This is a genomic window from Nonomuraea sp. NPDC003560 (assembly GCF_042878785.1).
Classification (GTDB): Bacteria; Actinomycetota; Actinomycetes; order Streptosporangiales; family Streptosporangiaceae; genus Nonomuraea.
The window spans coordinates 349,534-376,178 of sequence record NZ_JBIAOF010000013.1 but is presented as its reverse complement, the minus strand read 5'-3'; the positions used below and the strand labels follow the sequence as shown (position 1 = coordinate 376,178).

Sequence of the window (26,645 nt, the reverse complement as noted above, 5' to 3'; positions counted from 1 at the left end):
AGGATCAAACTCTCCAAACAATGCTTGGAAAAGTGGTTGAACCCAACCAAAAAGGAATCCGTCCATCCGAAGATTTGGACGGGGTTATGCATGTGATTCATGCACTGGCTTTTAACACACTGTTGAGTTCTCAAGAAACGGACGCGTACTTCCTCACCAGAACCCGTTCCCGGATCCCCGCTCAGAGGCGCTCACATTTCATTTCCTTCAGTCTACCAGATCCGGACGATTCTTGTCAAACCGCCCGATCCGGGAGCTTCCGGACCTGCTCCGTTTCGGAGCAACCCTGCTAACTTACTCTAACTTCCGGCCTTTGTCCAACCGCCAGGTCAGACAGCCCGAAAGTCGGGGTTGATCAGAAGGGGTGTCGGGGCCGATCGGCCCCGCGTTGAAAACTCTAGCAGCCCTGAGGACGTCGAAGGTCCATCTTCGGTAACGAATGGACCTTCCCCGCGTTCGTATGCTCTAAACCCCGAGCCCGGACAGCTGTGCCTCAAGGCGCGCGATGTCCGCGGCGGCCTGCTCGGCCCGGCTGCGGACCTTGGCGACCACGTCGTCGGGCGCCTTGGACATGAACTGCTCGTTGCCCAGCTTGCCGGCCGCCTGCGCGGCTTCCTTCCGGGCTGCGGCCAGATCCTTCTCCAGGCGCTTGCGCTCGGCCACGACGTCGATGGCGCCCGCGGTGTCGATCTCCACGGTCACCGCGCCCACGCTGAGGCGCGCTGTGGCGTCGAACGTCTCCGCCGGCTCGGTCAGCCGCAGCAACGCACGGATCGCCCTCTCCTGGGCCTCCAGCGGCGTGCCGGACAACCCCAGACGGGCGGCCACCTTCTGGCCGGGCTTGAGCCCCTGGTCGGAACGGAACCTGCGGACCTCGGTCACGAGCTCCTGCAGGGCGTCGATCTCGGCCTCGGCCGCCGGGTCGGCGTAGCGGGCGTCGGTCTGCGGCCAGGGAGCCACGACGATCGACTCGCCACCCGTCACTGCCCGCCACAACTCCTCGGTGACGAACGGCACCAGCGGGTGCATCAACCGCAGCAACGCGTCGAGCACGTGCCCGAGCACGAGCCGGGTGTGTTCGAGCCCCTCCCCGAGCTGGATCTTGGCCAGCTCCAGGTACCAGTCGCAGACCTCGTCCCAGGCGAAGTGGTAGAGCAGGTCGGAGGCCTTGGCGAACTCGTACTCGTCGAAGGCCGCGTCGGCGGCGCTCACCACGGTCTGCAGGCGGGACAGGATCCAGCGGTCGGCCGCGGTGAGGTCGAGCCCGTCGAGCGAGCCCACCGCCGCGCCGTTCATCAGCGCGAACCTGGTGGCGTTCCAGATCTTGTTGCAGAAGTTGCGCGAGCCGGCCGCCCATTCCTCGCTCACCGCCACGTCGGCGCCGGGGTTGGCGCCGCGCAGCAGCGTGAAGCGGGTGGCATCGGCGCCGAAGCGCTCGACCCAGTCGAGCGGGTCGACCACGTTGCCGAACGACTTCGACATCTTCTTGCCGTACTGGTCGCGGACCATGCCGTGCAGGGCCACGGTCTGGAACGGCGGACGGCCGTCCATGGCGTAGAGGCCGAACATCATCATCCTGGCCACCCAGAAGAACAGGATGTCGTAGCCGGTGACGAGCACGGACGTCGGATAGAACTTCTCCAGCTCCGGGGTGGAGTCGGGCCAGCCGAGCGTGGAGAACGGCCACAGTCCGGAGGAGAACCAGGTGTCGAGGACGTCGGAGTCCTGGGTGTAGCCGGCCGGCGGCTCCTCGTCGGGGCCGACGCAGACGACCTCGCCGCCCGGGCCGTACCAGACCGGGATGCGGTGGCCCCACCACAGCTGACGGGAGATGCACCAGTCGTGCATGTCGTCGACCCAGTCGAAGTAGCGCTTGGCCAGCTCCGGCGGGTGGATGCGGGTGCGGCCGTCGCGCACGGCGTCGCCGGCGGCCTTGGCCAGCGGCGAGACGTTGACGAACCACTGCAGCGACAGCCGCGGCTCCACCACGGTCTTGCAGCGCGAGCAGTGGCCGACCGAGTGCAGGTAGGGACGCTTCTCGGCGACGATGCGGCCCTCGGCGCGCAGCGCGGCGACCACGGCCGGGCGCGCCTCGAAGCGGTCGAGCCCCTGGAAGGGGCCGTGGGCGGTGATGACGCCGCGTTCGTCCATGACGGTGAGGGACGGCAGCGAATGGCGGCGGCCGATCTCGAAGTCGTTGGGATCGTGGGCCGGGGTGACCTTGACCGCGCCGGTGCCAAAGGCGGGATCGACGTGCTCGTCGGCGACCACGGGGATCATGCGGCCGGTCAGCGGCACCTCGACCATCGTGCCGACCAGGTGGGTGTAGCGCTCGTCGGAGGGATGGACGGCCACGGCGGTGTCGCCCAGCATGGTCTCGGCGCGGGTGGTGGCCACGACGATCTCGTCGGAGTAGCGGATCGAGACGAGCTCGCCCTCGTCCTCGCTGTGCTCGACCTCGATGTCGGACAGCGCGGTCAGGCAGCGAGGGCACCAGTTGATGATGCGCTCGGCGCGGTAGATGAGCCCGTCGTCGAAGAGCTTCTTGAAGATCGTCTGGACGGCCCGTGACAGCCCCGGGTCCATGGTGAAGCGCTCGCGCTCCCAGTCGACGCCGTCGCCGAGCTTGCGCATCTGGCCGAGGATCCGGCCGCCGGACTCCTCCTTCCACTCCCAGACGCGCTCGACGAACGCCTCGCGGCCCAGGTCGTGGCGGGACAGACCCTGCTTGGCCAGCTCGCGCTCCACGACGTTCTGGGTGGCGATGCCGGCGTGGTCCATGCCGGGCAGCCACAACGTCTCGCGGCCCTGCATGCGGGCGCGGCGGGTCAGCGCGTCCTGGATGGAGTGGTCGAGCGCGTGACCGATGTGCAGGACGCCCGTCACGTTGGGCGGCGGGAGGACGATGCTGTACGGCACGCGCGAGCTGCCCGGGTCGGCGTGGAAGTAGCCTTCGGACACCCAGCGCTCGTAGCTACGGGTCTCGACGTCGGCCGGCGTGTATTGGGTGGGCAGCTCTTGCGTTGTCACAAGCACCAATTCTAGGGAGCCGGACAAGCGAAACGCCCCCGGGACGAACCCGGGGGCGTTTTCAGCGGACGGTCAGGCCGACTTCTCGCGCGGCGTGCGCTGCTGCTTGGCGGCGAGCTGGTCGCGCGGGACGAGCGTCGGGATCGCGTGTTCCAGCACCGACTCGCGGGTGATGACCACGCGGGCGACGTCCTGGCGGGAGGGCACCTCGTACATGACGGACTGGAGCACCTCCTCCAGGATCGCGCGCAACCCGCGGGCGCCGGTGCCGCGCAGGATGGCCTGGTCGGCGATGGCCTCCAGGGCGCCGTCGGTGAACTCCAGCTCCACGCCGTCGAGCTCCAGCAGCTTGCGGTACTGCTTGACCAGCGCGTTGCGGGGCTCGGTGAGGATCTGGATGAGGGCCTCGCGGTCGAGGTTGTGCACCGAGGTGATGACCGGCAGGCGGCCGACGAACTCGGGGATCATGCCGAACTTCAGCAGGTCTTCGGGCATCACGTCGCCGAAGATGTCGGCCGTGTCGACCTCTTCCTTCGAGCGGATGATGGCGTTGAAGCCGATGCCCTTCTTGCCGATGCGCGACTCGATGATCTTTTCGAGGCCGGCGAAGGCGCCACCGCAGATGAACAGCACGTTGGTGGTGTCGATCTGGATGAACTCCTGGTGCGGGTGCTTGCGCCCGCCCTGCGGCGGCACCGAGGCCGTCGTGCCTTCGAGGATCTTCAGCAGCGCCTGCTGCACGCCCTCGCCGGAGACGTCGCGGGTGATCGACGGGTTCTCGCTCTTGCGGGCGATCTTGTCGACCTCGTCGATGTAGATGATGCCCGTCTCGGCCTTCTTGACGTCGTAGTCGGCGGCCTGGATGAGCTTGAGCAGGATGTTCTCGACATCCTCGCCGACGTAGCCGGCCTCGGTGAGGGCCGTCGCGTCGGCGATGGCGAAGGGCACGTTGAGCATCTTCGCCAGAGTCTGTGCGAGGAGAGTCTTTCCCGACCCGGTCGGCCCGAGCAGCAAGATGTTGCTCTTGGCCAGCTCAAGGCCGTCGTCTCTACCCCGGTCACCGGACTGCACCCGCTTGTAGTGGTTGTAGACCGCCACCGAGAGCGCCTTCTTCGCCTTGTCCTGTCCGATGACGTAGGCGTCGAGGAACTCGTAGATTTCCCTCGGCTTGGGCAGGTTGTCCCACTTGAGCTCGGAGGACTCGGAGAGCTCCTCCTCGATGATCTCGTTGCAGAGATCGATGCACTCATCGCAGATGTAGACGCCTGGACCGGCAATGAGCTTCTTGACTTGCTTCTGACTCTTCCCGCAGAAAGAGCACTTCAGCAGGTCTCCCCCGTCGCCGATGCGTGCCACCCCAGATACTCCTTTGCGTGGGACCGCCCTGCTCACGCGAGCAGTGTCTCCGGACATCCTCCGGACTAGGCCGAACCGCTCAGGTTTCGACGTTACCGTCTTCTGGGCCCTCAGTGAGCCCCCTAGCGGCGAGTCGCACCGGAACGTGCCCTATTGGGCAGCGCTCCGGTGCGTCACATCTCAACTAGGAAGCGACGGCCTGAGCTCGTTTCTTCCTGGTCGGGATGATGTCGTCGATCAGACCATACGCCTTTGCCTCGTCCGCGTTGAGAATTTTGTCGCGTTCGATGTCCTTGCGGATGTCGGCGGAGGCCTTGCCCGTGTGCTTCGCCACGATGTCCTCAAGGAGGGATCGCATGCGAAGGATCTCGCGGGCCTGGATCTCGATGTCGCTTCCCTGGCCACCGCCCTCGGTGGAGGGCTGGTGGATCAGCACCCGGGCGTTGGGCAGCGCGAAGCGCTTGCCCGGGGTGCCGCCGGCCAGCAGCACGGCCGCGGCGGACGCGGCCTGGCCGAGGCAGACGGTCTGGATCTCCGGCCGGACGAACTGCATCGTGTCGTAGATCGCCGTCATGGCCGTGAACGAGCCGCCGGGCGAGTTGATGTAGATGCTGATGTCACGGTCGGGGTCGAGCGACTCCAGCGTCAGCAGCTGGGCCATCACGTCGTTGGCCGACGCGTCGTCGATCTGCACTCCGAGGAAGATGATGCGGTCCTCGAAGAGCTTGTTGTACGGGTTCATCTCCTTCACGCCGTAGGACGTGCGCTCGACGAAGGAGGGGAGAACGTAACGGCTCTGGATGTTCATGTCAGCTCCCCCTAGGAGACCGGGCCCACGGAGGGCACCTGCCGCGCGCTGCGCACCACGTGATCGATGAAGCCGTAGTCCTTCGCCTCCTCGGCCGTGAACCAGCGGTCACGGTCGGAGTCGGACTCGATCTGGTCCAGCGGCTGCCCGGTGTGGAAGGCGATCCGCTCGGCGAGCGTCTTCTTCACGTAGAGCATCTGCTCCGCCTGGATGGCGATGTCGGCCGCGGTGCCGCCGATGCCGCCGGACGGCTGGTGCATCATGACGCGGGCGTGCGGCAGGCCGTAGCGCTTGCCGCGGGCGCCGGCGGTGAGCAGGAACTGCCCCATGGAGGCGGCCATGCCCATCACCACCGTGGACACGTCGTTAGGCACATATTCCATCATGTCGTAAATCGCCATACCGGCACTCACCGAGCCCCCCGGCGAGTTGATGTACAGCGTGATGTCGCGCTCGGGGTCGTCGGCCGCGAGCAGCAGCAGCTCGGCGCAGATCCGGTTGGCGATCTCGTCGTTGACCTCCTGACCGAGCACGATGATGCGCTCACGCAGCAGGCGCTGGTAAAGCTGGTCCTCAAGCCGGAAGGACGAGCCGTTCTCACGGCCTCGCGACTCAGGCTGATAGAAGGTCGGCGGGCTGGTCACAGCGTCACCTTCCGATGCGTCGTAAGTGATTGGCTTTGCTTGTGACCTTAACGCGCGACGCCCACAGGTCATGCCCGGTCCCCCGTACTGTTCGCTGACGGCGCAGGTCTGGGTGGCCGGTCTTCTGTCAGCCTACGCCGTTCCTCCACGTCCAGCTCATGGTCCGGCTCTGTGGGCGTTTCGGCAGGAATGGTGCCGTGCTGGTGGGGCTCATGGAGCTTGTGGGGTTGCGTACCGGTGGATGCCGTCCGGCGGCGGGGAGGCGGTCGCGCGGGCGGTGGCGGTGAGGGGCTGTCGAGCCGTCGAAGGGCGGCCCGCGCGCCTGAGGGGCCGTTCGCGCCCCGCGGGATCGTCAGGTGCCTTGTGGGCGCGTACACGCGCTCGGCCGTGCTCGCGGACGCGGAAGGCGCGCCGCCGCGGCCGGACAGCACGAAGCCCCCGAACCCATGGGGTTCGGGGGCTTCGGGGAAGGTCAGGCTTCGGCCTTCTCCTCGGACTCGGCGGCCTCGTCGGCCTCCTCCTCGACCGGGGCGCCGTTGATCTCGGCGTAGATGGCCTTGAGGTCGACCTCGTTGCCCTCGCTGTCGACGACCTTGGCGGCGTCGCCCAGCACGGACTTGGCCTTGTCGCGGACGATCTCGACCATGGCCAGCGTGAGCTGGTCGTTGTCGGCCAGGTGCTTGGCCAGCTCGTTGGGCTGGACACCCATCTCCATGGCGCGGCGCACCACGAAGTTGGTCAGCTCCTGCTCGTTGACGCCCAGCTCCTCGGCCTTGACGATCTTGTCGAGCACGAAGCCGACCTTGAGCGCCTTGGCGGAGTTGCTGTCGAACTCGGCGAAACGCTCCTCCTCCGTCGTCTGGTACAGACGGAAGAAGGCGTCGCGGCTGAGGCCGCTCTCGGCGATCTGGTGGTCGAGGTTGTGCTTGCGGGCGTCGACCTCGGCCTTGAGCGCGCTCTCGGGCAGCGGGATGTCGATCTTCTCGAGCAGGGCGTCGAGGGCCTTCTCACGGGCCTGGACGACCTGGTCGATGAGCTTGTTGCGGCGGGCCTGCTCGCGGATGCTGGCCTTGAGCTCGTCGAGCGTGTCGAACTCGCTGGCGAGCTGGGCGAACTCGTCGTCGAGCTCGGGCAGGACCTTCTCCTTGACCGACTTGACGTTGATGATCACGTCGGCCTCCTCGCCGGCGTTCTCGCCGCCGACGAGCTCGGTCTTGAAGCTCTTCTCCTCGCCCGCGGACATGCCCACGAGGGCGTCGTCGAGGCCCTGGAGCACCGAGCCGGCGCCGACCTCGTAGGAGACCTCGCTGGCCTGCTGCTCCTCGATGTTCTCGCCGTTGATCTCGGCGCGCAGGTCCATCACCACGAAGTCGCCGTTGGCGGCCGCGCGCTCGACGCCGGTCAGCGTCGCGAAGCGCTGGCGCAGCGAGTCGAGCTGGGCGTCGACGTCTTCGTCGGAGACCTCGGCGGAGTCGACGGTGATCTCGGCGCCCTGGTAGTCGGGCACCTCGAAGTTGGGCCGGATGTCGACCTCGGCGGTGAACTCGATCTGCTCACCGTCGTCGATCTTCGTGACCTCGATGTCGGGCTGGCTCACCGGGAACACGTCGACCTCGTCGACGGCCTGGCCGTAGAGCTTGGGCACCGCGTCGTTGAGGGTCTCCTCCAGCACTACCGCCCGGCCGAAGCGCTGCTCGATGATGCGGGCCGGAACCTTGCCAGGCCGGAACCCGGGGACGCGCACCTGCTGCGCGACCTTCTTGTACGCCGCATCCATGCTCGGGCGCAGCTCTTCGAACGGCACCTCGACGGTGAGCTTGACCCGGGTCGGGCTGAGCTCCTCGACAGCGGTCTTCACGGAATGGTCTCCTTGATCAAGCTACGAGTGATCGCGGGCGCGTCCATTCGGTACGGCTCACGCGCCGCGCCCACATGAGCGGCGTTGGGCATGCTCCGCCACGGCGGGATCCAACGCCGATGGCCAGTCTAGGGCAGATGCGTACCGAACAACGACGCCGTCGCCGTCAGAACTCCTCGGCGATCGTCCGCAGCAGATCGATCGTCTCATCAGGAGTGGTGCTCACGGCGCACAGCCGCTCCATGACCTCCGTGTATCGGTCCACGTCCTCACGCTTGTCCAGGTACAGGGCGCTGGCCAGTTGCTCGACGTAGACGACGTCGGGCAGGTCGCGGTCGGGGAAGCGCAGGATGCTGAAGGCGCCGCCCTCGGCGCTGTGGCCGCCGAAGCTGAACGGCATGATCTGGATGGTGATGCTGGGCTGCCGCATGAGGTCGATGAGGTGTTCGAGCTGGGCGCGCATGACCTCGACGCCGCCGATGGGCCGGCGCAGCGCCGCCTCGTCGATCACGGCCCAGAAGATCGGACCGTCCGGCCGGTCGAAGATGCGCTGGCGTTCGAGCCTGAGGTCGACCCTCCTGGCGATCTCCTCCGCCGCGATGCCCGCCGCTCCGGCGGTGACGACCGCCCGGGCGTACTCCTTGGTCTGCAGCAGGCCCGGCACGAACTGGACCTCGTAGGTCCTGATCCGGGCGGCGGCCTCCTCAAGGCCGACGTACGCCTGGAACCACGTGGGCAGGACGTCGTTGAACCGGTGCCACCAGCCGGGTTCGTTCGCGGTGGCCACCAGGTCGAGGACGGCGGCTCGCGCCTGCGGGTCCACGACGCCGTACAGGGTGAGCAGGTCGGAGACGTCACGTTCCTTGAACCCCACCCGGCCCAGCTCCATGCGGCTGATCTTGGATTCGGAGCCCCTGATGAGGTGCCCCGCCTCCTCGCGGGTGACGTTCTTCGCCTCCCTGAGCTTTCGCAGCTGGGAGCCCAGGAGGATGCGCAGCGCCGTCGGCCCGGAACCCGGCTGGTTCTGCGTCACTTTGCCTCCTATCAAGGTCCGCACACACAGTGACACCACATTGCCGGGTATGACAAGGTCTCAACCTCGTGTCCGATTAGGAGAGATTTGCCCCAAAAGGCGCATGCTGTTGCACATTGCAGCTGCACGTGCATTTGGGTCTTGCAGCCGCCGCGTTCGTGACCCATGATGGCTTAGTGCATTGTGGGCCAAACATGCACTAAACCGAGGGCTACGGGGAGGTATCGGCGGCATGGTGGAGGATCCTCTGGCCACTGCCGATTGCCTGCAGATCACCCGTGAGGTGGGGTTCGACCACCTGCTCAAGGGCGGGAAGCCGAACACGACCGCGTGCCCGCTGCCCTTCCAGGCCGACTCGGTGAAGACCGCCAGGGACGTGACCCGCTCCACGCTGCGGGGATGGGGCCTGCACGAGCTGAGCGACGACGCCGCGCTCGTGGTGTCCGAGCTGGTGACGAACGCCGTGCGGTACGCGATGTACGCGGCCGGCCGGCGGGAGATCGAGCTCTTGCTGATGCGCGTGTCGCCGCACGTGCTGCTGGCGGTGGCGGACCCGAGCGACGAGGTGCCGCGCCGCAAGGAGCCGGACTTCATCTCCGAGAACGGGCGCGGCCTCTACATCGTCGAGACCTACAGCCAGTGCTGGGGCTGGGACCCGCTCGACCGCGGCGGCAAGGCCGTGTGGGCGTTGTTCCGCGCCGAAGAGGGCCCCGAAGAGGGCTGAGCCCCCGGCCTGGCCGCTACTCGCCGGTGGCGCCGTCGATGCGCTCGCGCAGCAGGTCGGCGTGGCCGTTGTGGCGCGCGTACTCCTCGATCATGTGGACGAGGATCCAGCGGTGGGTGCAGTCCTGGCCGTTCCGGTCGCCCACGGCGTCGAGGGGCTTGGCGGCCGAGATGGCGCGGGCGCGCTCGATCTCGTCCTGCCAGGTGGCGAACGCCTCCTCCACCGAGGCGTCGTCCACGTCGTTGAAGTCGGCGTCGTTGTCGACGTCCTTGTTCCACAGGCGGGGGATGTCCTCGCCGTTCAGCACGCGGCGGAACCAGACGCGCTCCACGTGCGCCAGGTGCCGGACCAGGCCGAGCAGCGACATGGCGGACGGCTCGGCGGAGCGGAGCCTGAGCTGCTCGTCGGTCAGGCCGGCGCATTTGACGGCCAGCGTGCCGCGATGCCATTCGAGCCAGTTGCCGAGCACGGTCCGTTCGTCGCCGGTGAGGGGCGGGGGCACACGATTGTCTGTCACGCCTCGACCTTAAGGGGCACTTCGTCCGGCTCCGCGAACCAAGAAGCCCCCTCCGCGTCGGAGGGGGCCGATGACCTGGTCGGGGCGACAGGATTTGAACCTGCGACTTCTTGCTCCCAAAGCAAGCGCGCTGCCAAGCTGCGCCACGCCCCGCCTCGCCGGGTGCGCATGCGGTCCGTGACTCCGGTACGCTTACGCCCTGACGACCGGATGAAGTCTAGACCAGAGTTCGACCGGTTCGCGCGGACGTAGCTCAATGGTAGAGCCCTAGTCTTCCAAACTAGCTACGCGGGTTCGATTCCCGTCGTCCGCTCTCGCAGGCGAAAGGCCAGGTCATCCCCGGTTCGGGGGGCCTGGCCTTTTGTGATCTTCGGGGGCGTAGGCTGGCGTCGATGCGTGCACGTCCGATCTCCCGGGAGGCGCTCGTCGAGGAGCTGGCCGAGCTCGTCGCCGCGTGGCCCAAGGACGCCTGGGTGCGGGTGGCGGTCGACGGGGCGCCCGCGGCGGGGCCCGGCGCGCTGGCCGACGAGCTGGTCGCGCCGCTGCGGTTGCGCGGCAGGCCCGTGCTGCGGGTGTCGGCGGGCGACTTCCTGCGGCCGGCCTCGCTCCGGCTGGAACACGGCCGGACCGATCCCGACGTCTTCTACGAGGACTGGCTCGACGTCAAGGGCCTGCTGCGCGAGGTGCTCGAACCCTTGGAGCCGGGCGGCTCGGGGCGGGTGCTGCCGGCGTTGTGGGACAGCGGGATCGATCGCGCGTACCGGCTGCCGTACCGGGAGCTGGCGCCGGGCGGGGTGGTGCTCGTGGACGGCACGCTGCTGCTGGGACGGGGGCTGCCGTTCGAGGTGAGCGTGCACGTGTGGCTGTCGGCGGGGGCGCTGGCGCGGCGCACGCCGCAGGACGAGCGGTGGCGGCTGCCGGCCTACGAGCGGTACGAACGCGAGGCGCGCCCGCAGCGGGCCGCCGACGTGGTGGTCAGGGCCGACCATCCGGACCGGCCGGCGGTGCTGACGGACGGCTGAGCCCGAGCAGCGCGTCCAGCTCGGCGATCGCCTGGGCGTTCGAGGTGAAGCGCACGGCGTGCAGGCCGGCCGCGCGGGCGCCCTCGACGTACGGCTCGTGGTCGTCGAGGAACACCGTGGCGGCGGGGTCGGCGCCGAGGGCGTCGCAGGCCGTCAGGTAGATGCGCGGATCCGGTTTGCGCACTCCCGCCTCGTGCGAGTAGACGATGTGGTCCACCAGGCCGGCGTAGCCGTACGCGGCCTGCTCGCGTTCCCTGGCGCCGACGAAGCTGTTGCTCACCAGGCCCGTGCGGTAGCGCGGACGCAGGGCGCCCAGGTACGCCATGAGCTCGGTGTTGGGCGTGCCGAGGTACTCCGTCCAGACGTCGTCCATGAACGCCCCGGCGTGCGCGCCGAGCACCTTGGTCACCTCGGCGCCGGCCTGCTCCTCCGTCATCTCGCCGACCGCCCCTGCCAGCCAGGTCGGCTCCAGCCGGGCGTCGATGTGCCCGGCGGGCAGGCCGAGCTTCTCCTCCCACCTGGCCGTCACGCCCAGGGACGGCGTCAGCTCCAGCACCCCGCCGATGTCGAACACGACCGCATCGATTTTCATATGCTACTCCTGTGAACTGATTCAACCAAGGTAAAGAAGGAACGTGTCCGTGTCCAGACCCTTGACGGCCCACAGTGGCGGCTCAAACTGAAACGGTGATCCCTGGCAACTGGTACAACATCGTTCCCGATCTTCCCGTGCCGCCTCCGCCGCCGCTGCATCCCGGCACCCGCCGTCCCGTCGGGCCGGACGACCTCGCGCCGCTGTTCCCCATGGAGCTCATCGCGCAGGAGGTCAGCGGCGACCGCTACGTACCCATCCCCAAGGAGGTCATCGACGTCTACCGGCTGTGGCGGCCCACGCCGCTGATCAGGGCGCACCGGCTGGAGAAGGCCCTCGACACGCCGGCCCGCATCTACTACAAGTACGAGGGCGTCTCACCGGCCGGGTCGCACAAGGCGAACACCGCCGTGCCGCAGGCGTACTACAACGCCAAGGAGGGCGTGCGGCTGCTGACCACGGAGACCGGCGCGGGACAGTGGGGGTCGGCCCTGGCGTTCGCCTGCGCCCAGTTCGACGTCGAATGCCGGATCTGGATGGTTCGGGCGTCCTACGACCAGAAGCCGTACCGGCGCTCGCTCATGCGCGTGTACGGCGCCACCGTCCACCCCAGCCCCTCCCCCCTCACCGGCGCGGGCAGCAAGGCCCTGGCGGACGCCCCCGCCTCCCCCGGCAGCCTGGGGCTGGCGATCAGCGAGGCGGTCGAGGTGGCCGCCGCGAACCCCGAGGCCCGGTACGCGCTCGGCTCGGTGCTCAACCACGTCCTCATGCACCAGACGGTGATCGGCGAGGAGGCCCTGGCCCAGCTGCCCGAGCTGCCGGACCTGGTCATCGGCTGCACCGGCGGCGGCTCCAACTTCGCCGGCCTGGCCTTCCCCTTCCTGCGGGAGAAGCTGGCCGGACGGATCGGCACCCGATTCAGGGCGGTCGAGCCGGCCGCCTGCCCGTCGTTCACCCGCGGCGTGTACGCCTACGACTTCGGCGACACCGCCGGGCTGACGCCGCTGCTGAAGATGCACACCCTCGGGCACTCCTTCGTCCCCGACCCGATCCACGCCGGCGGGCTGCGCTATCACGGCATGGCGCCGCTGCTGTCCCACATGTACGAGCTGGGGCTGTTCGAGGCGGTGACCCGTACCCAGAGCGAGTGTTTCGAGGCGGGTGTGCGCTTCGCGCGGACCGAGGGCATCGTCCCGGCCCCCGAGCCCACGCACGCGCTGGCCGAGACCATCGCCGAGGCCCTGCGCTGCAAGGAGAGCGGCGAGGAGAAGGTGATCCTCACCGCGCTGTGCGGGCACGGCCACTTCGACCTGGCCGCCTACGACCGCCATCTGGCCGGCGAACTGGAGGACTACTCGCTTCCGCAGGAGCGCCTCGACCAGGCGCTCACCGAGCTGCCCGGCTGAGATGACACGGGTGGCCGCGAGACCCGCGGCCACCCGTGTTCAGTTCGCGTTCGGGCGCTTCCTGTGGTTCGCCTTCTTCTTCTTGCGCCCCCTGCCCTTGCGTGCACGCTTCGCCATGGGCTCACCTCCAGCGGTCGGGATCGTGACCTTCAAGGTCTCCCCTGCCCGCGGGCCGCACAAGCGATACGCCGTGACCTAACATTCCTCAACAATCTCGTGTCATAATTTGGTGGAATCTGTTGGAAGGGGTGGGCGTGCTCGCACAGCAGCGTCAGCAGACGATCCTCGAACGCGTACGCAGCAGCGGCGGCGTCCGGGTGGCCGACCTCGTGCGCGAGCTCGGCGTCTCCGACATGACGATACGCCGCGACCTTGAGGTGCTGGCCGAGCGCGGGCTGCTGGAGAAGGTCCACGGCGGCGCGACGGCCCTCGGCCCCGGCTCGACCGAGGAGCCCGGCTTCACCGCCAAGTCCGCCCGCCAGCAGCAGGAGAAGGAGGCCATCGCGCGGCACGCGGCCACCCTCGTCCGGCCGGGAACCGCCGTGGCCCTCTCCGCCGGCACCACCACGTGGGCGCTGGCCCACCACCTCGTCGCGGTGCCCGAGCTGACCGTGATCACCAACTCGATCCCCGTCGCCGACGTCTTCCACCGCAACCCGCGCGCCGACCGCACGGTCGTGCTGACCGGCGGCGTGCGCACGCCCTCCGACGCGCTCGTCGGCCCCGTGGCGGTGGCGGCCATCCGCCGCCTGCACGTGGACACGCTCTTCCTCGGGGTGCACGGCATGAGCCTGCGCGCCGGTTTCACCACGCCCAACCTGCTGGAGTCCGAGACCGACAGGGAGCTGGTGGCCGCGGCGCACCGCCTGGTGGTCCCCGCCGACCACACCAAATGGAACACGGTCGGCATCAGCACGATCGCCGAGCTGACCGAGGCCGACGTGGTCATCAGCGACGCGGGGCTGCCCGAGGAAGCACGCACCGAGCTGGCCGAACGGGCCGGAGAACTGATCATCGCGGAGGGCACGCCTTGAAGCGCACCATCACCCACCTGGCAGACGGCCGAGAGCTGATCTACTTCGACCGGCGCGACGACGCCGACCGGAGCGCGATCGACCGGCGGCCGCTCGATCCGCGGCCGGTGGCCTCCGAGCTGCGCTACGACCCGCTGACCGAGGAGTGGATCGCGATCGCCGGCCACCGGCAGACGCGAACGTTCCTGCCGCCGGCCGACGAGTGCCCGTTGTGCCCGTCGTCCGCCACGCGGGCGTCGGAGATCCCGGCCCATGACTATGACGTGGTGGTGTTCGAGAACCGCTTCCCCTCTTTCTCCGGAAATTTTGGGACTTACGGGGATGTCGGCGGCCTGAGTGAGGTGCGGCCGGGTGTCGGGCGGTGTGAGGTGGTGTGCTTCACCTCCGACCACTCCTCCTCCTTCTCCAGGCTCTCCAACGCCCAGGTCAGGCTGGTCATGGAGGCGTGGGCCGACCGCACGGCCGAGTTGTCCGGCATCGAGGGCGTCGAGCAGGTGTTCTGCTTCGAGAACCGGGGCGAGGAGATCGGCATCACGCTCCCCCACCCGCACGGGCAGATCTACGCCTATCCCTACGTGACCCCGCGCACCAAGCTCCAGCTGGGGGCCGCCGCGCGGCACACGGGCGGGAACCTGTTCGCCGACGTGCTGGCCGCCGAGCAGGCCGCCGGCACGCGGGTGGTGGCCGCCAACGAGCTCTGGACGGCGTTCGTGCCGGCCGCCGCGCGCTGGCCGTTCGAGGTGCACGTGTATCCGCACCGGCAGGTGCCCGACCTGGCGGCGCTGTCGGAGGAGGAGCGGGCCGCGTTCGCGCCGCTGTACACCTCGGTGCTGCGGGCGCTCGACGCGCTGTTCGGGGTGGCGATGCCGTACATCTCGGCCTGGCACCAGGCGCCGGTGCGGTACGGCCGTGAGCTGGCCTACCTGCACCTGGAGCTGTTCAGCATCAGGCGGGCGCCCGGGAAGCTGAAGTACCTGGCGGGCTCGGAGTCGGCCATGGGGGCCTTCGTCAACGACGTGCTGCCGGAGGAGGCGGCACGCATGTTGCGATCACGAATTGATCACTAATTGGTTTCTCATTAAAGTCGCATGACTCGTGATCTACCACTAATATCCCGTTAGACATCGGCCATAACGGTCGTTGTACGCCTAATCCCGGGCGTGTTGCCCGGGAGCCGGGGACCCATCGCATCCGGGGTGAATCCGCGCAAGTGGTAGGGACTGCTCCCGTGCCCGAACCCGTCAGCTAACCCGGCCGGCAGAGGGAGAGGAACAACCACGTGGCGGCTTCGTCCCCCGCGAGTCTTGCCGTCGGTCTCATCACCGCCACCGCCCTGCTCGTCCATCCGGCCGCGGCCTCGGTCTCCGGGGCAGCCGCCGTGGCGGCCGCGCCCAAGCCGTCCGAGGCGCAGCTGCGGGCCCAGCTCAAGGAGCTCAACCGCAAGGTCGACAAGCTCATCGAGACGTACAACCTCAAGCGGGTCGAGCTGGCCAAGGCCCAGCAGGCCGCCACCGCGGCCCAGCAGCGGCTCGCCGCCGCCGAGCAGGCGCTGGCCACGGCCGAGCAGCGGGTCGCCGAGATCGCCCGGCTGCGCTACCAGAACGGCGACACCTCCCTGCCGGCGTTCATGATGACCCCGGACGGCGGCGGCGCGGCCGTGCTCGAACAGCTCACCGCCGAGCAGCAGGCGGTCGTGGACAGCGTGGCCAAGGCCCGCGACGACCAGAAGAAGGCCGCCACGGCCGCCGCCGCGCTCGCGACGGAGCTGAAGGCGGGCACGGCGGAGGTGGCCGAGCAGCGCGACGACGCCCAGGACGTCATCGACGACATCAAGAAGAAGCTCCAGGACCTGGTGCCGTTCGGGCCGGGCAAGAAGTCCGACGGGAGCTGGGCGCCCGAGCTGCCGGCCGGCTCGGACAACATCACGCCGCGCACCCGGCTGATGCGCGCGCAGGTGCAGAAGAACTTCTCGCTGCCGTACGAGGTGGGCTGCTTCCGGTCCGGCTCCAGCGGCGAGCACCCGCTCGGCCGGGCCTGCGACTTCATGATGAGCACAGGCGGCACCATGCCGAGCGCCGTCAACAACGCCCTCGGCGACCGGCTGGCCGACTGGGCGCTGAAGAACAAGGCCAAGCTGGGCGTCAAGTACGTGATCTGGAAGCAGCGCATCAACCAGGGCTCGGGCTGGCGCGCGATGTCCGACCGCGGCAGCATCACCGAGAACCACTACGACCACGTGCACATCTCGATGAACTAGCCGCGGACCGGCGGCTCAGCGGATGCCGGTGAGCTTGTCGGGGTTGGTGACGGAGTAGACGGCGGCGATCCGGTCGCCCTCGGGCGTGAGATCGACGACGACCACGGCCAGCGGGCCGTCACCGGAGAAGACGAGCGCGCACGGGTCGCCGGCCACCCGCCGGTAGCGCAGGTCCACCGCGCCCGGGGTCAGCGTCGCGGCGACGGACATGAACACCGCCGCGACCTGGTCCCGGCCGTGGACCGGGTGCAGGCTGGTGGCCGGTCCCTTGCCGCCGCCGTCGGTCCACAGGGTCACCTCCGGCGCCAGCACCTCCAGCAGGGCCCGCAGGTCACCGCCGAGGGCGGCCGCGGCGAACCGCTCGGTCACCTCGGCGTGGACGTCGGGCTGGGGCCGGTGACGAGGACGGCGCGCGTGGACGTGGCGGCGCGCGCGGGCCGCGAGCTGCCGGACCGCCGCCGGCGTGCGCCCGAGGATGCCGGCCGTCTCCGGGTGGCTGAAACCGAACACCTCGTGCAGCACGAAGACCGCTCGTTCCAGCGGTGACAGGGTCTCCAGCACGACCAGCACCGCCATCGACAACGACTCCCCGCCCTCGGCGGCGCCTCCGGCGTTGTCGGGGGCCGTGACCAGCGGTTCCGGCAGCCAGGGGCCGACGTAGGTCTCCTGCCGGCGGCTCAGGTCCGCCCGCCGGGCGAGCGCCTGGTTCACCGCGATCCGCACCAGGTAGGCCCGGACGTTCTCCACCGGTCCGGCGTCCGGCCTGCGGTGCCGGGCGGACCAGGCCAGCCACACCTCCTGCAGCACGTCCTCGGTGTCGGCGACGCTGCCGAGCATGTTGTAGACCACCGAGAACAGCAGTTCCCGGTAGCCGAGGAACTGCTCGGTGGCGGCGTCGGCGGGGTGCCGCGGGGTCGGTGTCATGGCGTGCCTCCTCGTCTGTCGCAACCGAAGAGTCCAGACGCGTGGCGATTGTGACATGAAGGCATCAAGCGTGATCTATGCCACTCATGTCACAGTTCCCGGCCGGTTGCCCCTCTGTGGTGGCGTCACGACTCACAAGGGAGAGCTTGGAATGCGTACAGTGATCCGCAATGTCAGGGTGTTCGACGGCGAGCACACCATCGCGACGGCCGACGTGGTGATCGAGGACGGCCTGATCGCCGCGGTCGGCAGCGGGGCCGGCCGCCCGGCCGACGCCGAGGTGGACGGCACGGGCAGGACGCTGCTGCCCGGCCTGATCGACGCGCACACCCACGTGTTCGACGGCAGCCTGGCCCAGGCCCTGCGGTACGGGGTCACCACCGAGCTCGACATGTTCTGCCTGCCGCAGATCCTGGCCGGGCAGCGGCGGCTGGCCGCCGAGAACGACGACGTGGCCGACCTGCGCAGCGCCGGCACGCTGGCCACCGCTCCTGGCGGGCACCCGACCCAGCTGCTGGGGGCCCTGGCGGGCACCGTCCTGGACGGGCTCGACGTCACGGCGATCGACTTCGTCTCCGACCCGGCGCAGGCGCCGGCGTTCGTCCAGGCCAGGCTGGCCGAGGGGGCCGACTACCTCAAGATCGTCATTGACGACGGCGCCGTGCACGGGGCCGACCTCCCCGTCATGACGGCGGAGGTCGCCGCCGCCCTGGCCGCGGCGGCGCACGAGGCGGGCCTGCTGGTCATCGCGCACGCGATCACCGCCGCCGAGGTGGGGATCGCGCTCGACGCCGGCGTCGACGGCCTGGCTCACGTGTGGACCGACCTGACGCCGGACGACCCGGCCTCGCCGCGCCTGGCCGGGCGGGTGCGCGACCAGGGGGTCTTCGTGGTGACCACGCTGGCCTACTTCGAGGCGATCACGGCCCAGCACGTCGAGACCGCCGACTGCGCCCGTCCGGGCAGCTCCGCCAACGCCGTCGGCGCGCTGCGGGCCCTGCGCCGCGCGGGCGTGCCGCTGCTCGCCGGGACGGACGCCACGCCGTTCGTGCCCGCCCACGGCGCCGGACTGCACCGCGAGCTGCGGTTGCTCACCGAGGCCGGGCTCGGCGCCGAGGAGGCGCTGGCCGCCGCGACCAGCGTGCCCGCCCGGCACTTCGGGCTGGCCGACCGCGGCCGGATCGCCCCCGGGCTGCGCGCGGACCTGGTGCTGGTCGAGGGCGACGCCACCCGGGACGTCACCGCCGTCGGCGACATCGCCGAGGTCTGGCGTCGCGGGGTGCGCCAGGCGCGGTAACCCCCGTCCGTGCCGCGCCGGCCGGGTCAGCCGAGCGTGAGGGGGTTGACCAGGTCGGCGTAGACCAGCAGACCGGCCATGATGATCAGCACGAACGCCATCGCGTACGTGAGCGGCAGCACCTTGGCGATGTCGACGTAGCGGGGCTCGGGGCGGCGCAGGATCTTGGCGTAGCCGCGCTTGATCCCCTCCCACAGGCCGCCCGCGATGTGGCCGCCGTCGAGGGGCAGCAGCGGGATCAGGTTGAACAGGCCGATCGCCAGGTTGAACCCGGCCAGCAGGCTGACGAAGGTGAACAGCTTGCTCTTGTTGGACATGTCGGAGGCCAGGATCTCGCCGCCGAGCCGGCCCGCGCCCACCACGCCGACCGGGCCCTCGGGGTCGCGCTTGTCGCCGGAGAAGGCGGCGTTCCAGACGCCGACCATCTTCGCCGGCAGGTTGACCATCGAGCCCACGACGCGGCCGGTCAGGTCGCTCATGTAGCCCGGCACCTGCCCGATGCTCTGCTGCTCGAAGACCTGGGAGGGCACGACGCCGAGGAACCCGACGCCCTTGTCGATCTTGGTCTCGTCGGTCGGGTTCGCCATGTCGCGGGCGATGAGGGTGACGTCGAGCGTCATCGGCCTGCCGTCGCGGACGATGCCCAGCTTGACGGGGCCGGCGCCGTGGCCGCGGATCAGGCGGGTGGCGTCCTGCCAGGTCGCGATCTTCTGGCCGTCGAGGGAGACGATGTGGTCGCCGACCTTGACGCCCGCCTTGGCGGCCGGGGTGCGCTCGTCGGTGGGCGCGCACGTCTTGCGCACCTCGGTGGTGGGGATCACGCACGTGTTGGTGTCGGGCGACACGATCGGGGCGGTCTTGGGCAGGCCGATGCCGACCAGCAGGACGCTGAAGAAGATGAAGGCGAGCACGAAGTTCATCGCCGGGCCGCCCGACATGATGATGATCTTCTGCCACCACTTCTTGCGGTAGAAGACGCGATCCTCGTCGCCGGGCCGCACCTCCTCCATGGCGGCCTCGCGGGCGGTCTCGATCAGGCCCTGCCACGGCCCGGTCGACGCGCTGCGCAGCCTGCCGGGAGCGTCGCCGGGACGCGGCGGCAGCATGCCGATCATGCGGATGTAGCCGCCGAGCGGCAGCCACTTGATGCCGTACTCGGTCTCGCCCCTGCGGATGGACCAGGCCGTCGAGCCGAAGCCGACCATGTACTGGGTGACCCGGACGCCGAAGATCTTGGCCGGCACGAGATGGCCCACCTCGTGCAGGCCGACGGAGACCATCAACCCCACCAGGAACAGAAGGATCCCGGCGACAAAGAGCCAGTTCATCTACGCGCGCTCCAGGCAGACAGACGGTCTCGACGTTCCCAGACTAGTCGAACTCAGCACATCCCTCGGGCTTGCCTGCACTTTGGTGAACCAACGGACCGCATTGACAGTAAGCGATCAGCCGATCACCCTGGGAGACGATGGAGGGGGACGTCTTGATCCGCATACTCATCGCCGAACACCTGCCCTTGGTGCGACGCGGTCTGCAGGCCACGCTCGAAGCCGAGCCCGACCTGCGGGTGGTCGCCGAGACGGGCAGCCCCGACGGTGTGCTGCCGGCCGCGCGGTCGAGCGCGCCCGACGTCGCGATCGTCGATCTCGACCTGCCGGGCCTGCCGGTCGCCACGCAGCTGACCGAGCAGGTCCCCCGCTGCTCGGTGCTGATCCTCTCCGCCCGGCCGAGCCCCGGCCAGGTGCGCAGGGCGTTCAACGGCAGCGTGCTGGGGTTCATGAGCCTGCGGGTGGCGCCCGAGCGGCTGGCCGAGGGGGTGCGCCAGGTCGCCGCGGGCGGGCGGGCGGTGGAGGCGGAGCTGGCGGTGGCGGCCCTGCAGTCGGCCGCCAACCCGCTCACCCGGCGGGAGCTCGACGTGCTGCGCATCGCGGCGGGCGGGGCGAGATCGACCGAGATCGCCGACCAGTTGTTCCTGTCGGTCGGCACCGTGCGCAACCATCTGTCGCGGATCATGTGCAAGACGGGCGCCCGCAACCGGCTGGACGCCGTGCGCATCGCCAGCGACAGCGGCTGGTTGTAGCGGCTGGTTGTAGCGGCTGGTTGTAGCGGCTGGTGTGCGGGACCGGACGAGATGACGGGCCCGGTGGAGCCGCGCCGCTCCGCCGGGACCCGAACAGTCGAATGATCTCAGCCCGCCGAACCCGTTGCCAGTGACCGCCATCACGACCTGACCCATGTGAAACGTCACTATGGACGCCAGATCAACACCAGCGCGCAGTCGTCGTTGTGGCCCGAGGACATCGCGTTGACCAGCGCCCTCGCGCCGTCCCGGAAACCGGAGGGCAGCAGCCGCTCCGCCTCGCCGAGCAGCCGGTCGAGGCCGGCGTCGATGTCACGCCCCGGCTGCTCGATCAGGCCGTCGGTGTAGAGCAGCAGCGCGTCGCCCTTACGCAGGGTGCCGCTGTCGGGCTCGCAGTGGAGGTCGGGCACCACGCCGAGCACCACGCCTTTGGCCGAGGCGACCTGCCAGTTGCCGGTGCCCGAGTCGAGCTTCACGACCGGCGGATGGCCGGCCGAGGTGATCGTGTAGTCGCCGGTGGCGAGGTCGAGGCGTACGTGCACGGCCGTCACGAAGCCCTCGTCGCCGCGCTGGCGGTGGAGGTAGGCGTTGCAGGCGGGCAGGAAGTCGTCGACCGAGCCGAGCAGCCCGCCGAACGTGCCCGACAGCAGCAGCGCGCGGGTGCCGGCGTCGACGCCCTTGCCGGAGACGTCGACCAGGGCGATCTCCACGGAGTCGCCGTCGCGCATGGAGACCAGGAAGTCGCCGCCGAACGACGAGCCCCCGGCCTGCTTGAGCACCACCTTGCCGCCCCAGTCCTTCGGCAGCGGGGGCAGCTCGCCCTGGCTCCTGAGCCGGTCGCGCAGCTCCAGCAGCATCGCGTCGCCGCGCAGCCCCTGCACGCCGAGCTTGCCCCGGGTACGGGCCATGAGCACGGCCAGCACGGTGGTGAACACGATCGTCACCGTGAGCCCCAGCCCCACCCGCGCCACCCCGAGCGTGGCCGCGACGTAGGTCAGCGCGACGCCCACCGCCACCAGCAGCTTGACCAGGCTGCGCAGCCGCAGCTGCAGCCCGCCGATCAGGGTGACCAGGATGAGCAGCGACGGCGAGAACCACTCGGTGGACACCTTCGCCGCCAGCAGCCCGATGACGAGCGAGAGCACGGTCAAGGTGATGAGCAGGTTGCGGTCACGGGCCAGCGGCCCTCTCCGGACGAACCGGACGGCGGACACCAGGAACGGCACCCGCACCAGGACCGCACGGACCCGTGGCGGAATCAACGGCGCCGGACGGGAACTCATGATGCGTGTGACTGTATCGGTCTGACCCCTGTTTGGGCAGCCCACTTGACCAAGGCCTTGATCATTAAGCACGGATATTGGGTGGCCGTCCCCCTTTGCCCGCTCCTACCGTGGACGGATGACCTATCCGATCCGTCCCATTGACGAATCCGAGTGGCCGGGCTTCGCCGGCGTGCTCGCAGAGGGGTTCGGCTGGACGCCGCATCCCACCCAGGACGAGCGGTACAAGGCGGCCACGGAGTTCGACCGCACCCTGGTCGCCTTCGACGGCACCACCATGGCGGGCGTCACGTCCGTCTTCAGCCTCACGATGACCGTCCCCGGCGGACGCCAGATCCCCGTGGGCGGGGTGACCGCGGTCAGCGTGCTTCCCTCGCACCGCCGCCGCGGCGTGCTGTCGGCGCTGATGCGCCGGCAGCTGTCCGACATCCGCGACCGCGGCGAGTCGGTGGCCGCCCTCTACGCCTCCGAGTCGCTGATCTACGGCAGGTTCGGGTACGGCAGGGCGGCCAGCGAACTGTCGTACAAGATTGACAAGCACCGCTCGGCGTTCGTGCGGGACGCCCCCACCGACCCGGCGCTCCGGCTCAGGGTGGTCTCCCCCACCGAGGCCAGGGCCGATTTCGAGAAGGTGTTCGCCGCCGTCGTGACCCGGCGTCCGGGCCGGTACGAGCGCACCCGGCACGTCTGGGACGCCTTCCTGGCCGACGAGGAGCACGACAGGGGCGGCTGGGGCTCGCTGCGCGCGGTGCTCGCCGAGGACGACCAGGAGGTGCGCGGTTACGCGCTGTTCCGCACCAAGTCGGCGTGGGACGCCAACGGCGTGCCCAGCGGCGAGCTGCGGGTGTTCGAGCTGGAGGCGACCGATCCGGCGGCCTACGCCCTGCTGTGGCGCGACATGCTGGACCGTGACCTGATCACCAGGCTGGAGGCGGAAGCCCGGCCGGTGGACGACGCCCTGATCGCGCTGCTCGCCGACTCCCGCCAGCTGCGCGCGACCTGGTCCGACGAGCTGTGGGTACGCCTGGTGGACGTCGACCGGGCCCTGACCGCCCGCGCCTACGCGGCCCCCGTGGACCTGGTGATCGAGATCGAGGACGACGTGTGCCCGTGGAACGCCGGCCGCCGGCGGCTCACCGCCGACACCACCGGCGCGGAGTGCAAGCCGGTGGACGACGAGCCGCACCTGACGGTGCCGGTGTCCGCCCTCGGCTCGGCGTACCTGGGCGACGGCCTGCTCGGCGCGCAGCTCGGCGCGGGCCTGCTGCGCGAGCACACGCCGGGCGCGGTGCGGGCGCTGGCCGCGGCCATGGCGTGGAGCCCCAAGCCGCTGGCCGGGCTGGTGTTCTGAGACGCACGACGTAGGCTCTTGAGCATGGCCCTGCAAAGTCTGCAGATCACCGCGACCATCGCCATGCGGGCCCGCGACGTGTCCAGGCCGTCGAAGGAGCAGCAGGTGGCCGCCGACCGGCGGCCCCTGCGCGACGAGACGCCCCGGCGCGAGGCCAGGCGCAAGACCTAGGGCAGCGAGGGCAGCTGGCCGATCGTCTCGTAGGTGGTCAGCTGCGCGATGCGCCTGCTGTGGCGCTCGCTGCCGGAGAAGGAGGTGGTCAGGAAGACCTCGACGAACCTGGTCGCCTCCTCGGTCGTGTGCATGCGCGCGCCGATGCTGACGACGTTCGCGTTGTTGTGCTCGCGGGCCAGCGAGGCGGTCTCCTCGCTCCAGGCCAGGGCCGCGCGGATGCCGCGCACCTTGTTGGCCGCGATCTGCTCGCCGTTGCCCGAGCCGCCGATCACCACCCCCAGGCTGCCGGGGTCGCCGCCGACGCCCTCGGCGGCGCGCAGGACGAACGCCGGATAGTCGTCCTCGGCGTCGTAGACGAAGGGACCGCAGTCGGTCACCTCGTGGCCGTGGTCCTTGAGCCAGGACACGAGGTGGTTCTTGAGCTCATAGCCGGCATGGTCGGCACCGATGTAGACACGCACCCGTCCAGTCTTCCACAGCCCCGCCGATCCCACTCGCTGGCTAGAGTAAGGACCCCTACCGTTCCCCAGTCCTTACGAAAGTGGAGACGCATGCGTGAGATCCGCGTCATCGGCGATCCGGTGCTGCGCACGCCCGCCGAGCCCGTCACCGACTTCGACCGCGAGCTGCGCCGCCTGATCGAGGAGATGTTCCAGGCGATGTACGCGGTCAACGGCGTGGGCCTGGCCGGTCCGCAGATCGGCGTGTCGCGGCGGCTGTTCGTCTACGACATCGCCGGGCGCAAGGGCCATGTCGCCAACCCCGTGCTGACCGTCGACGACGCCGAGGAGGTCTCCGACGAGGAGGGCTGCCTGTCGGTGCCCGACCGCCGCACCCGCACGCCGATCTACGCCCCCGTCGCGCGGGCCGCGGGCGTCACCGTCGAGGGCGTCGACCGGCTGCAGCGGCCCGTGCGCATCAAGGCCCGCGGCTCGCTGGCGCGCTGCTTCCAGCACGAGACCGAGCACCTCGACGGCAGGCTGTACGTCGACCGCCTGCCGAAGGACGAGGCCCGCAGGATCATGCTGCGCGCGTAGACCGCGGCGGGCCGGGGCCTACAGTTGCATCGACTTGATCTCCAGGTACTCCTCCAGGCCGAACTCGCCCATCTCGCGGCCCACCCCAGACTGCTTGTAGCCGCCGAAGGGGGCCAGCGGGTTGAACTGGCCGCCGTTGACGACGACCTGGCCGGTGCGCAGCCTGCGGGCGACGGCGACCGCGCGCTCCTGGCTGCCCGACCACACCGCGCCGGCCAGGCCGTACCTCGTGTCGTTGGCGATCTCCACTGCCTGGCCCTCGCTCGTGTACGGGATCAGCGCCAGCACGGGCCCGAAGATCTCCTCCTGCTCGATCGTCATGCCCGGCTCGACCGCGGCGAAGACCGTGGGCTCGACGTAGAAGCCGCGCTCGCGGGGGCGCTCGGTGCCGCCGGCGACGAGCCTGGCGCCCTCCTCCTGGCCCCGGTTGATGTAGCGGACCACCCGGTCGCGCTGGGCCGCCGACACCAGGGGCCCCACCCGGGTGCCCTCGTCGAAGGGGTCGCCGACGGTGTACTTGCGGGTCGCCTCGACGGCCAGGCGGACGGCGTCGTCGTACTGGTCGCGGTGGACGATCATGCGGGTCCAGGCCGAGCAGGTCTGGCCGGCGTTGATGAAGCAGTTGGCCACGCCGACCTTGACGGCCGTGGCCAGGTCGGCGTCGGGCAGGATGATGTTGGCCGACTTGCCGCCGAGCTCCAGCGCCACCCGCTTGACGGTCTCGGCGGCGAGCGCGGCGACCCGGCGGCCGGCCACGGTGGAGCCGGTGAAGGAGACCATGTCCACGTCGGGGTGGGCGGCCATCGCCTCGCCGACGACCGGGCCGCGCCCGCTGACCAGGTTGAACACCCCGGGCGGCAGGCCCACCTCGTCGAGGATCTCGGCCAGCGCGTACGCCGCCAGCGGCGCCACCTCGCTGGGCTTGAGCACCACCGTGCAGCCGGCGGCCAGCGCGGGGCCGACCTTGCAGATGATCTGGTGCAGCGGGTAGTTCCAGGGCGTGATGGCCGCGACGACCCCGATCGGCTCCTTGACCAGCAGCGAGTTGCCGATCCGGGACTCGCGCGGGTAGCTCTCGGCCAGCTGCGCGTAGGAGGACAGGACGGCGGCGGGCATCAGCGTCTGCACCTTGAGCGCGAAGCCGAGGGGCGCGCCCATGTCGGTGGCGATCGTCGCCGCGACGCTCTCGGCACGCTGTTTGAGCAGCTCGGCCGCGTGGCCGAGGAGCTTCCCGCGCTGGGCCGCCGAGGTGTCGGACCAGGCGGGGAACGCCTCCCGCGCCGCCGTCACCGCCGCCTCGACGTCGTCGGGGGTGCCCGCGGGCACCCGGTCGATGATCTCCTCCGTGGCCGGGTTGGCGACCTCGATGGACTCGTCTGACGTAGAGGCGTTCCAGGAACCGCCGATATACAGCTGGCGCATGGGGCCATCCTCGCGTGCACGTCGTGGGGCTGGCGAGACCACGGATCGAGCAGAGGGGGATTCCTCATCCTCCGCGCGCCCGAGAACCTACCGCCGGGATATGAGTCTTACCCCGGCGGTGGCGACATATCTAGTCGAAGGTGGGCTGTCTGGTACGAGTGCGCTTGAGCTCGAAGAAGTCCTCGAACTCGGTGACGAGAAGCACGCCGTCCCACAGCCTGCCCGCGTCCTCGCCCTTCGGGATGGACGTGATCACGGGGCCGAAGAAGGCGTTGGCGCCGACGCGGATGACCGGGGTGCCGACGTCCTGGCCGACCAGCGTGATGCCCTCCTGGTGGGAGGCGCGTACGGCGTCGTCCCACTCGGTGGAGTGGGCGGCGGCGGCGAGGTCGCGGCTGAGGCCGATCGCTTCCAGGGAGTCCTCGATCAGCTCGCCGAGGCGGCTGAGGTCCTTCATCCCGCGCTCGTTGTGCAGGCGCGTGCCGAGCTCGGTGTAGAGCGGGCCGACGACCTCGTCGCCGTGCGCGGCCCGCGCGGCGGCCACCACGCGGACGGGTTCGATGGCCCTGACGATGGCCTCACGGTAGGAGTCGGGCACGTCCTTGCCCTCGTTGAGGACGTTGAGGCTCATGACGTGCCAGCGCGGCTCGATGGCGCGTACCTTCTCCACTTCGAGAAGCCATCGTGACGTCGCCCAGGCAAAAGGGCAGAAAGGATCGAACCACAGGTCCACGGGAATCTTCTCAGTCACGTGGGGCCATAACCTGAGGGTGTCGAGGTCCTATTCCCGGCGTGG

General features: G+C 69.7%; 26 protein-coding genes, 2 tRNA genes and 1 riboswitch. Of the genes, 12 read left to right on the top strand and 16 right to left on the bottom strand.

Going from position 1 to position 26,645, the window contains the following annotated elements; translation table 11 throughout:
- Positions 1-465: 465 nt before the first annotated feature.
- The 6 genes from ACFYUV_RS41305 to ACFYUV_RS41280 form a co-directional block, all read right to left on the bottom strand.
- Complete coding sequence (locus ACFYUV_RS41305; protein WP_387679145.1) at positions 466-3,039, bottom strand: valine--tRNA ligase; 2,574 nt, start codon at positions 3,037-3,039, stop codon at positions 466-468.
- Positions 3,040-3,102: 63 nt separating this feature from the next.
- Positions 3,103-4,386: an ATP-dependent Clp protease ATP-binding subunit ClpX gene (clpX, locus tag ACFYUV_RS41300; RefSeq protein ID WP_185067261.1), complete on the bottom strand. Its 1,284-nt coding sequence runs from the start codon at positions 4,384-4,386 to the stop codon at positions 3,103-3,105.
- 184 nt (positions 4,387-4,570) lie between these two features.
- Complete coding sequence (locus ACFYUV_RS41295) at positions 4,571-5,194, bottom strand: ATP-dependent Clp protease proteolytic subunit (protein WP_352323604.1); 624 nt, start codon at positions 5,192-5,194, stop codon at positions 4,571-4,573.
- A gap of 11 nt (positions 5,195-5,205) precedes the next feature.
- The gene (locus tag ACFYUV_RS41290; protein WP_352323605.1) at positions 5,206-5,838 is read right to left on the bottom strand and encodes an ATP-dependent Clp protease proteolytic subunit; all 633 of its coding nucleotides are present in this window, start codon (positions 5,836-5,838) and stop codon (positions 5,206-5,208) included.
- Positions 5,839-6,310: 472 nt separating this feature from the next.
- Positions 6,311-7,696, bottom strand: coding sequence for a trigger factor (tig, locus tag ACFYUV_RS41285; protein ID WP_352360392.1), 1,386 nt, complete (start codon positions 7,694-7,696; stop codon positions 6,311-6,313).
- A gap of 166 nt (positions 7,697-7,862) precedes the next feature.
- A complete protein-coding gene (locus tag ACFYUV_RS41280; RefSeq protein ID WP_387679141.1) occupies positions 7,863-8,729 on the bottom strand; it encodes a helix-turn-helix domain-containing protein in 867 nt (288 codons plus the stop codon).
- Positions 8,730-8,961: 232 nt separating this feature from the next.
- On the opposite strand from ACFYUV_RS41280, the gene ACFYUV_RS41275 reads away from it, so the two are divergent.
- A complete protein-coding gene (locus tag ACFYUV_RS41275; protein ID WP_387679139.1) occupies positions 8,962-9,453 on the top strand; it encodes an ATP-binding protein in 492 nt (163 codons plus the stop codon).
- A 16-nt stretch (positions 9,454-9,469) separates the two neighbouring features.
- On the opposite strand, the gene ACFYUV_RS41270 is transcribed toward ACFYUV_RS41275, so the two are convergent.
- Together ACFYUV_RS41270 and ACFYUV_RS41265 are read right to left on the bottom strand one after the other, a co-directional pair.
- Positions 9,470-9,970: a DinB family protein gene (locus tag ACFYUV_RS41270; RefSeq protein ID WP_358294638.1), complete on the bottom strand. Its 501-nt coding sequence runs from the start codon at positions 9,968-9,970 to the stop codon at positions 9,470-9,472.
- A 76-nt stretch (positions 9,971-10,046) separates the two neighbouring features.
- Positions 10,047-10,123, bottom strand: a tRNA-Pro gene (locus ACFYUV_RS41265).
- Positions 10,124-10,212: 89 nt separating this feature from the next.
- Here ACFYUV_RS41265 and ACFYUV_RS41260 point away from each other — a divergent pair.
- A tRNA-Gly gene (locus ACFYUV_RS41260) sits at positions 10,213-10,283 on the top strand.
- 79 nt (positions 10,284-10,362) lie between these two features.
- The gene (locus ACFYUV_RS41255; protein ID WP_387679136.1) at positions 10,363-10,992 is read left to right on the top strand and encodes a uridine kinase; all 630 of its coding nucleotides are present in this window, start codon (positions 10,363-10,365) and stop codon (positions 10,990-10,992) included.
- Here ACFYUV_RS41255 and ACFYUV_RS41250 read toward each other — a convergent pair.
- On the bottom strand, positions 10,946-11,584 hold the full coding sequence (locus ACFYUV_RS41250) for an HAD family hydrolase (RefSeq protein WP_387679134.1): 639 nt from the start codon (positions 11,582-11,584) through the stop codon (positions 10,946-10,948). The genes ACFYUV_RS41255 and ACFYUV_RS41250 overlap by 47 nt on opposite strands.
- Positions 11,585-11,658: 74 nt before the next feature.
- Between ACFYUV_RS41250 and ACFYUV_RS41245 the strand changes: the two genes are divergently transcribed.
- On the top strand, positions 11,659-12,990 hold the full coding sequence (locus ACFYUV_RS41245) for a TrpB-like pyridoxal phosphate-dependent enzyme (protein ID WP_387679132.1): 1,332 nt from the start codon (positions 11,659-11,661) through the stop codon (positions 12,988-12,990).
- Between the two features lie 39 nt (positions 12,991-13,029).
- Here ACFYUV_RS41245 and ACFYUV_RS41240 read toward each other — a convergent pair whose 3' ends face one another.
- Entirely contained in the window at positions 13,030-13,107 is a 78-nt protein-coding gene (locus tag ACFYUV_RS41240; RefSeq protein WP_387679150.1) for a 50S ribosomal protein bL37, read from the bottom strand.
- A gap of 137 nt (positions 13,108-13,244) precedes the next feature.
- Here ACFYUV_RS41240 and ACFYUV_RS41235 point away from each other — a divergent pair, with 137 nt between their 5' ends.
- From ACFYUV_RS41235 to ACFYUV_RS41225, 3 genes are all read left to right on the top strand, one after another.
- On the top strand, positions 13,245-14,024 hold the full coding sequence (locus tag ACFYUV_RS41235; protein WP_387679129.1) for a DeoR/GlpR family DNA-binding transcription regulator: 780 nt from the start codon (positions 13,245-13,247) through the stop codon (positions 14,022-14,024).
- Positions 14,021-15,091 carry a galactose-1-phosphate uridylyltransferase gene (gene galT / locus ACFYUV_RS41230; RefSeq protein WP_387679128.1) on the top strand — a complete coding sequence of 357 codons (1,071 nt, stop codon included), beginning with the start codon at positions 14,021-14,023 and terminating at the stop codon, positions 15,089-15,091. Before ACFYUV_RS41235 ends, galT begins: the two co-directional genes overlap by 4 nt.
- Before the next feature lie 68 nt (positions 15,092-15,159).
- Positions 15,160-15,298: riboswitch (cyclic di-AMP (ydaO/yuaA leader) on the top strand.
- Between the two features lie 5 nt (positions 15,299-15,303).
- Complete coding sequence (locus tag ACFYUV_RS41225; protein ID WP_387679125.1) at positions 15,304-16,281, top strand: hypothetical protein; 978 nt, start codon at positions 15,304-15,306, stop codon at positions 16,279-16,281.
- 15 nt (positions 16,282-16,296) lie between these two features.
- Here ACFYUV_RS41225 and sigJ read toward each other — a convergent pair whose 3' ends face one another.
- Positions 16,297-17,205, bottom strand: a complete 909-nt coding sequence (sigJ, locus tag ACFYUV_RS41220) for an RNA polymerase sigma factor SigJ (RefSeq protein ID WP_387679122.1) — start codon at positions 17,203-17,205, stop codon at positions 16,297-16,299.
- A gap of 151 nt (positions 17,206-17,356) precedes the next feature.
- Here sigJ and ACFYUV_RS41215 point away from each other — a divergent pair, with 151 nt between their 5' ends.
- Complete coding sequence (locus tag ACFYUV_RS41215) at positions 17,357-18,502, top strand: amidohydrolase family protein (protein WP_387679119.1); 1,146 nt, start codon at positions 17,357-17,359, stop codon at positions 18,500-18,502.
- A gap of 26 nt (positions 18,503-18,528) precedes the next feature.
- Here the strand turns inward: ACFYUV_RS41215 and ACFYUV_RS41210 are convergent, their stop codons facing one another.
- Positions 18,529-19,830, bottom strand: a complete 1,302-nt coding sequence (locus tag ACFYUV_RS41210; protein WP_358294654.1) for a M50 family metallopeptidase — start codon at positions 19,828-19,830, stop codon at positions 18,529-18,531.
- 155 nt (positions 19,831-19,985) lie between these two features.
- Here ACFYUV_RS41210 and ACFYUV_RS41205 point away from each other — a divergent pair, with 155 nt between their 5' ends.
- On the top strand, positions 19,986-20,582 hold the full coding sequence (locus ACFYUV_RS41205; protein ID WP_352360440.1) for a response regulator transcription factor: 597 nt from the start codon (positions 19,986-19,988) through the stop codon (positions 20,580-20,582).
- Between the two features lie 167 nt (positions 20,583-20,749).
- On the opposite strand, the gene ACFYUV_RS41200 is transcribed toward ACFYUV_RS41205, so the two are convergent.
- Complete coding sequence (locus ACFYUV_RS41200; RefSeq protein ID WP_352323620.1) at positions 20,750-21,865, bottom strand: PP2C family protein-serine/threonine phosphatase; 1,116 nt, start codon at positions 21,863-21,865, stop codon at positions 20,750-20,752.
- Between the two features lie 118 nt (positions 21,866-21,983).
- Here ACFYUV_RS41200 and ACFYUV_RS41195 point away from each other — a divergent pair, with 118 nt between their 5' ends.
- A complete protein-coding gene (locus ACFYUV_RS41195; RefSeq protein WP_387679117.1) occupies positions 21,984-23,216 on the top strand; it encodes a GNAT family N-acetyltransferase in 1,233 nt (410 codons plus the stop codon).
- A gap of 24 nt (positions 23,217-23,240) precedes the next feature.
- The gene (locus tag ACFYUV_RS41190) at positions 23,241-23,387 is read left to right on the top strand and encodes a hypothetical protein (RefSeq protein WP_387679114.1); all 147 of its coding nucleotides are present in this window, start codon (positions 23,241-23,243) and stop codon (positions 23,385-23,387) included.
- Here ACFYUV_RS41190 and ACFYUV_RS41185 read toward each other — a convergent pair.
- Positions 23,384-23,851 carry a ribose-5-phosphate isomerase gene (locus ACFYUV_RS41185; RefSeq protein ID WP_352323623.1) on the bottom strand — a complete coding sequence of 156 codons (468 nt, stop codon included), beginning with the start codon at positions 23,849-23,851 and terminating at the stop codon, positions 23,384-23,386. The genes ACFYUV_RS41190 and ACFYUV_RS41185 overlap by 4 nt on opposite strands.
- 90 nt (positions 23,852-23,941) lie before the next feature.
- Here ACFYUV_RS41185 and def point away from each other — a divergent pair, with 90 nt between their 5' ends.
- Complete coding sequence (gene def, locus ACFYUV_RS41180; RefSeq protein ID WP_352360448.1) at positions 23,942-24,427, top strand: peptide deformylase; 486 nt, start codon at positions 23,942-23,944, stop codon at positions 24,425-24,427.
- Positions 24,428-24,445: 18 nt separating this feature from the next.
- Here the strand turns inward: def and ACFYUV_RS41175 are convergent, their stop codons facing one another.
- A complete protein-coding gene (locus ACFYUV_RS41175; RefSeq protein WP_387679110.1) occupies positions 24,446-25,849 on the bottom strand; it encodes an aldehyde dehydrogenase family protein in 1,404 nt (467 codons plus the stop codon).
- Between the two features lie 130 nt (positions 25,850-25,979).
- On the bottom strand, positions 25,980-26,600 hold the full coding sequence (locus tag ACFYUV_RS41170; RefSeq protein ID WP_387679107.1) for a disulfide bond formation protein DsbA: 621 nt from the start codon (positions 26,598-26,600) through the stop codon (positions 25,980-25,982).
- Positions 26,601-26,645: the final 45 nt, after the last annotated feature.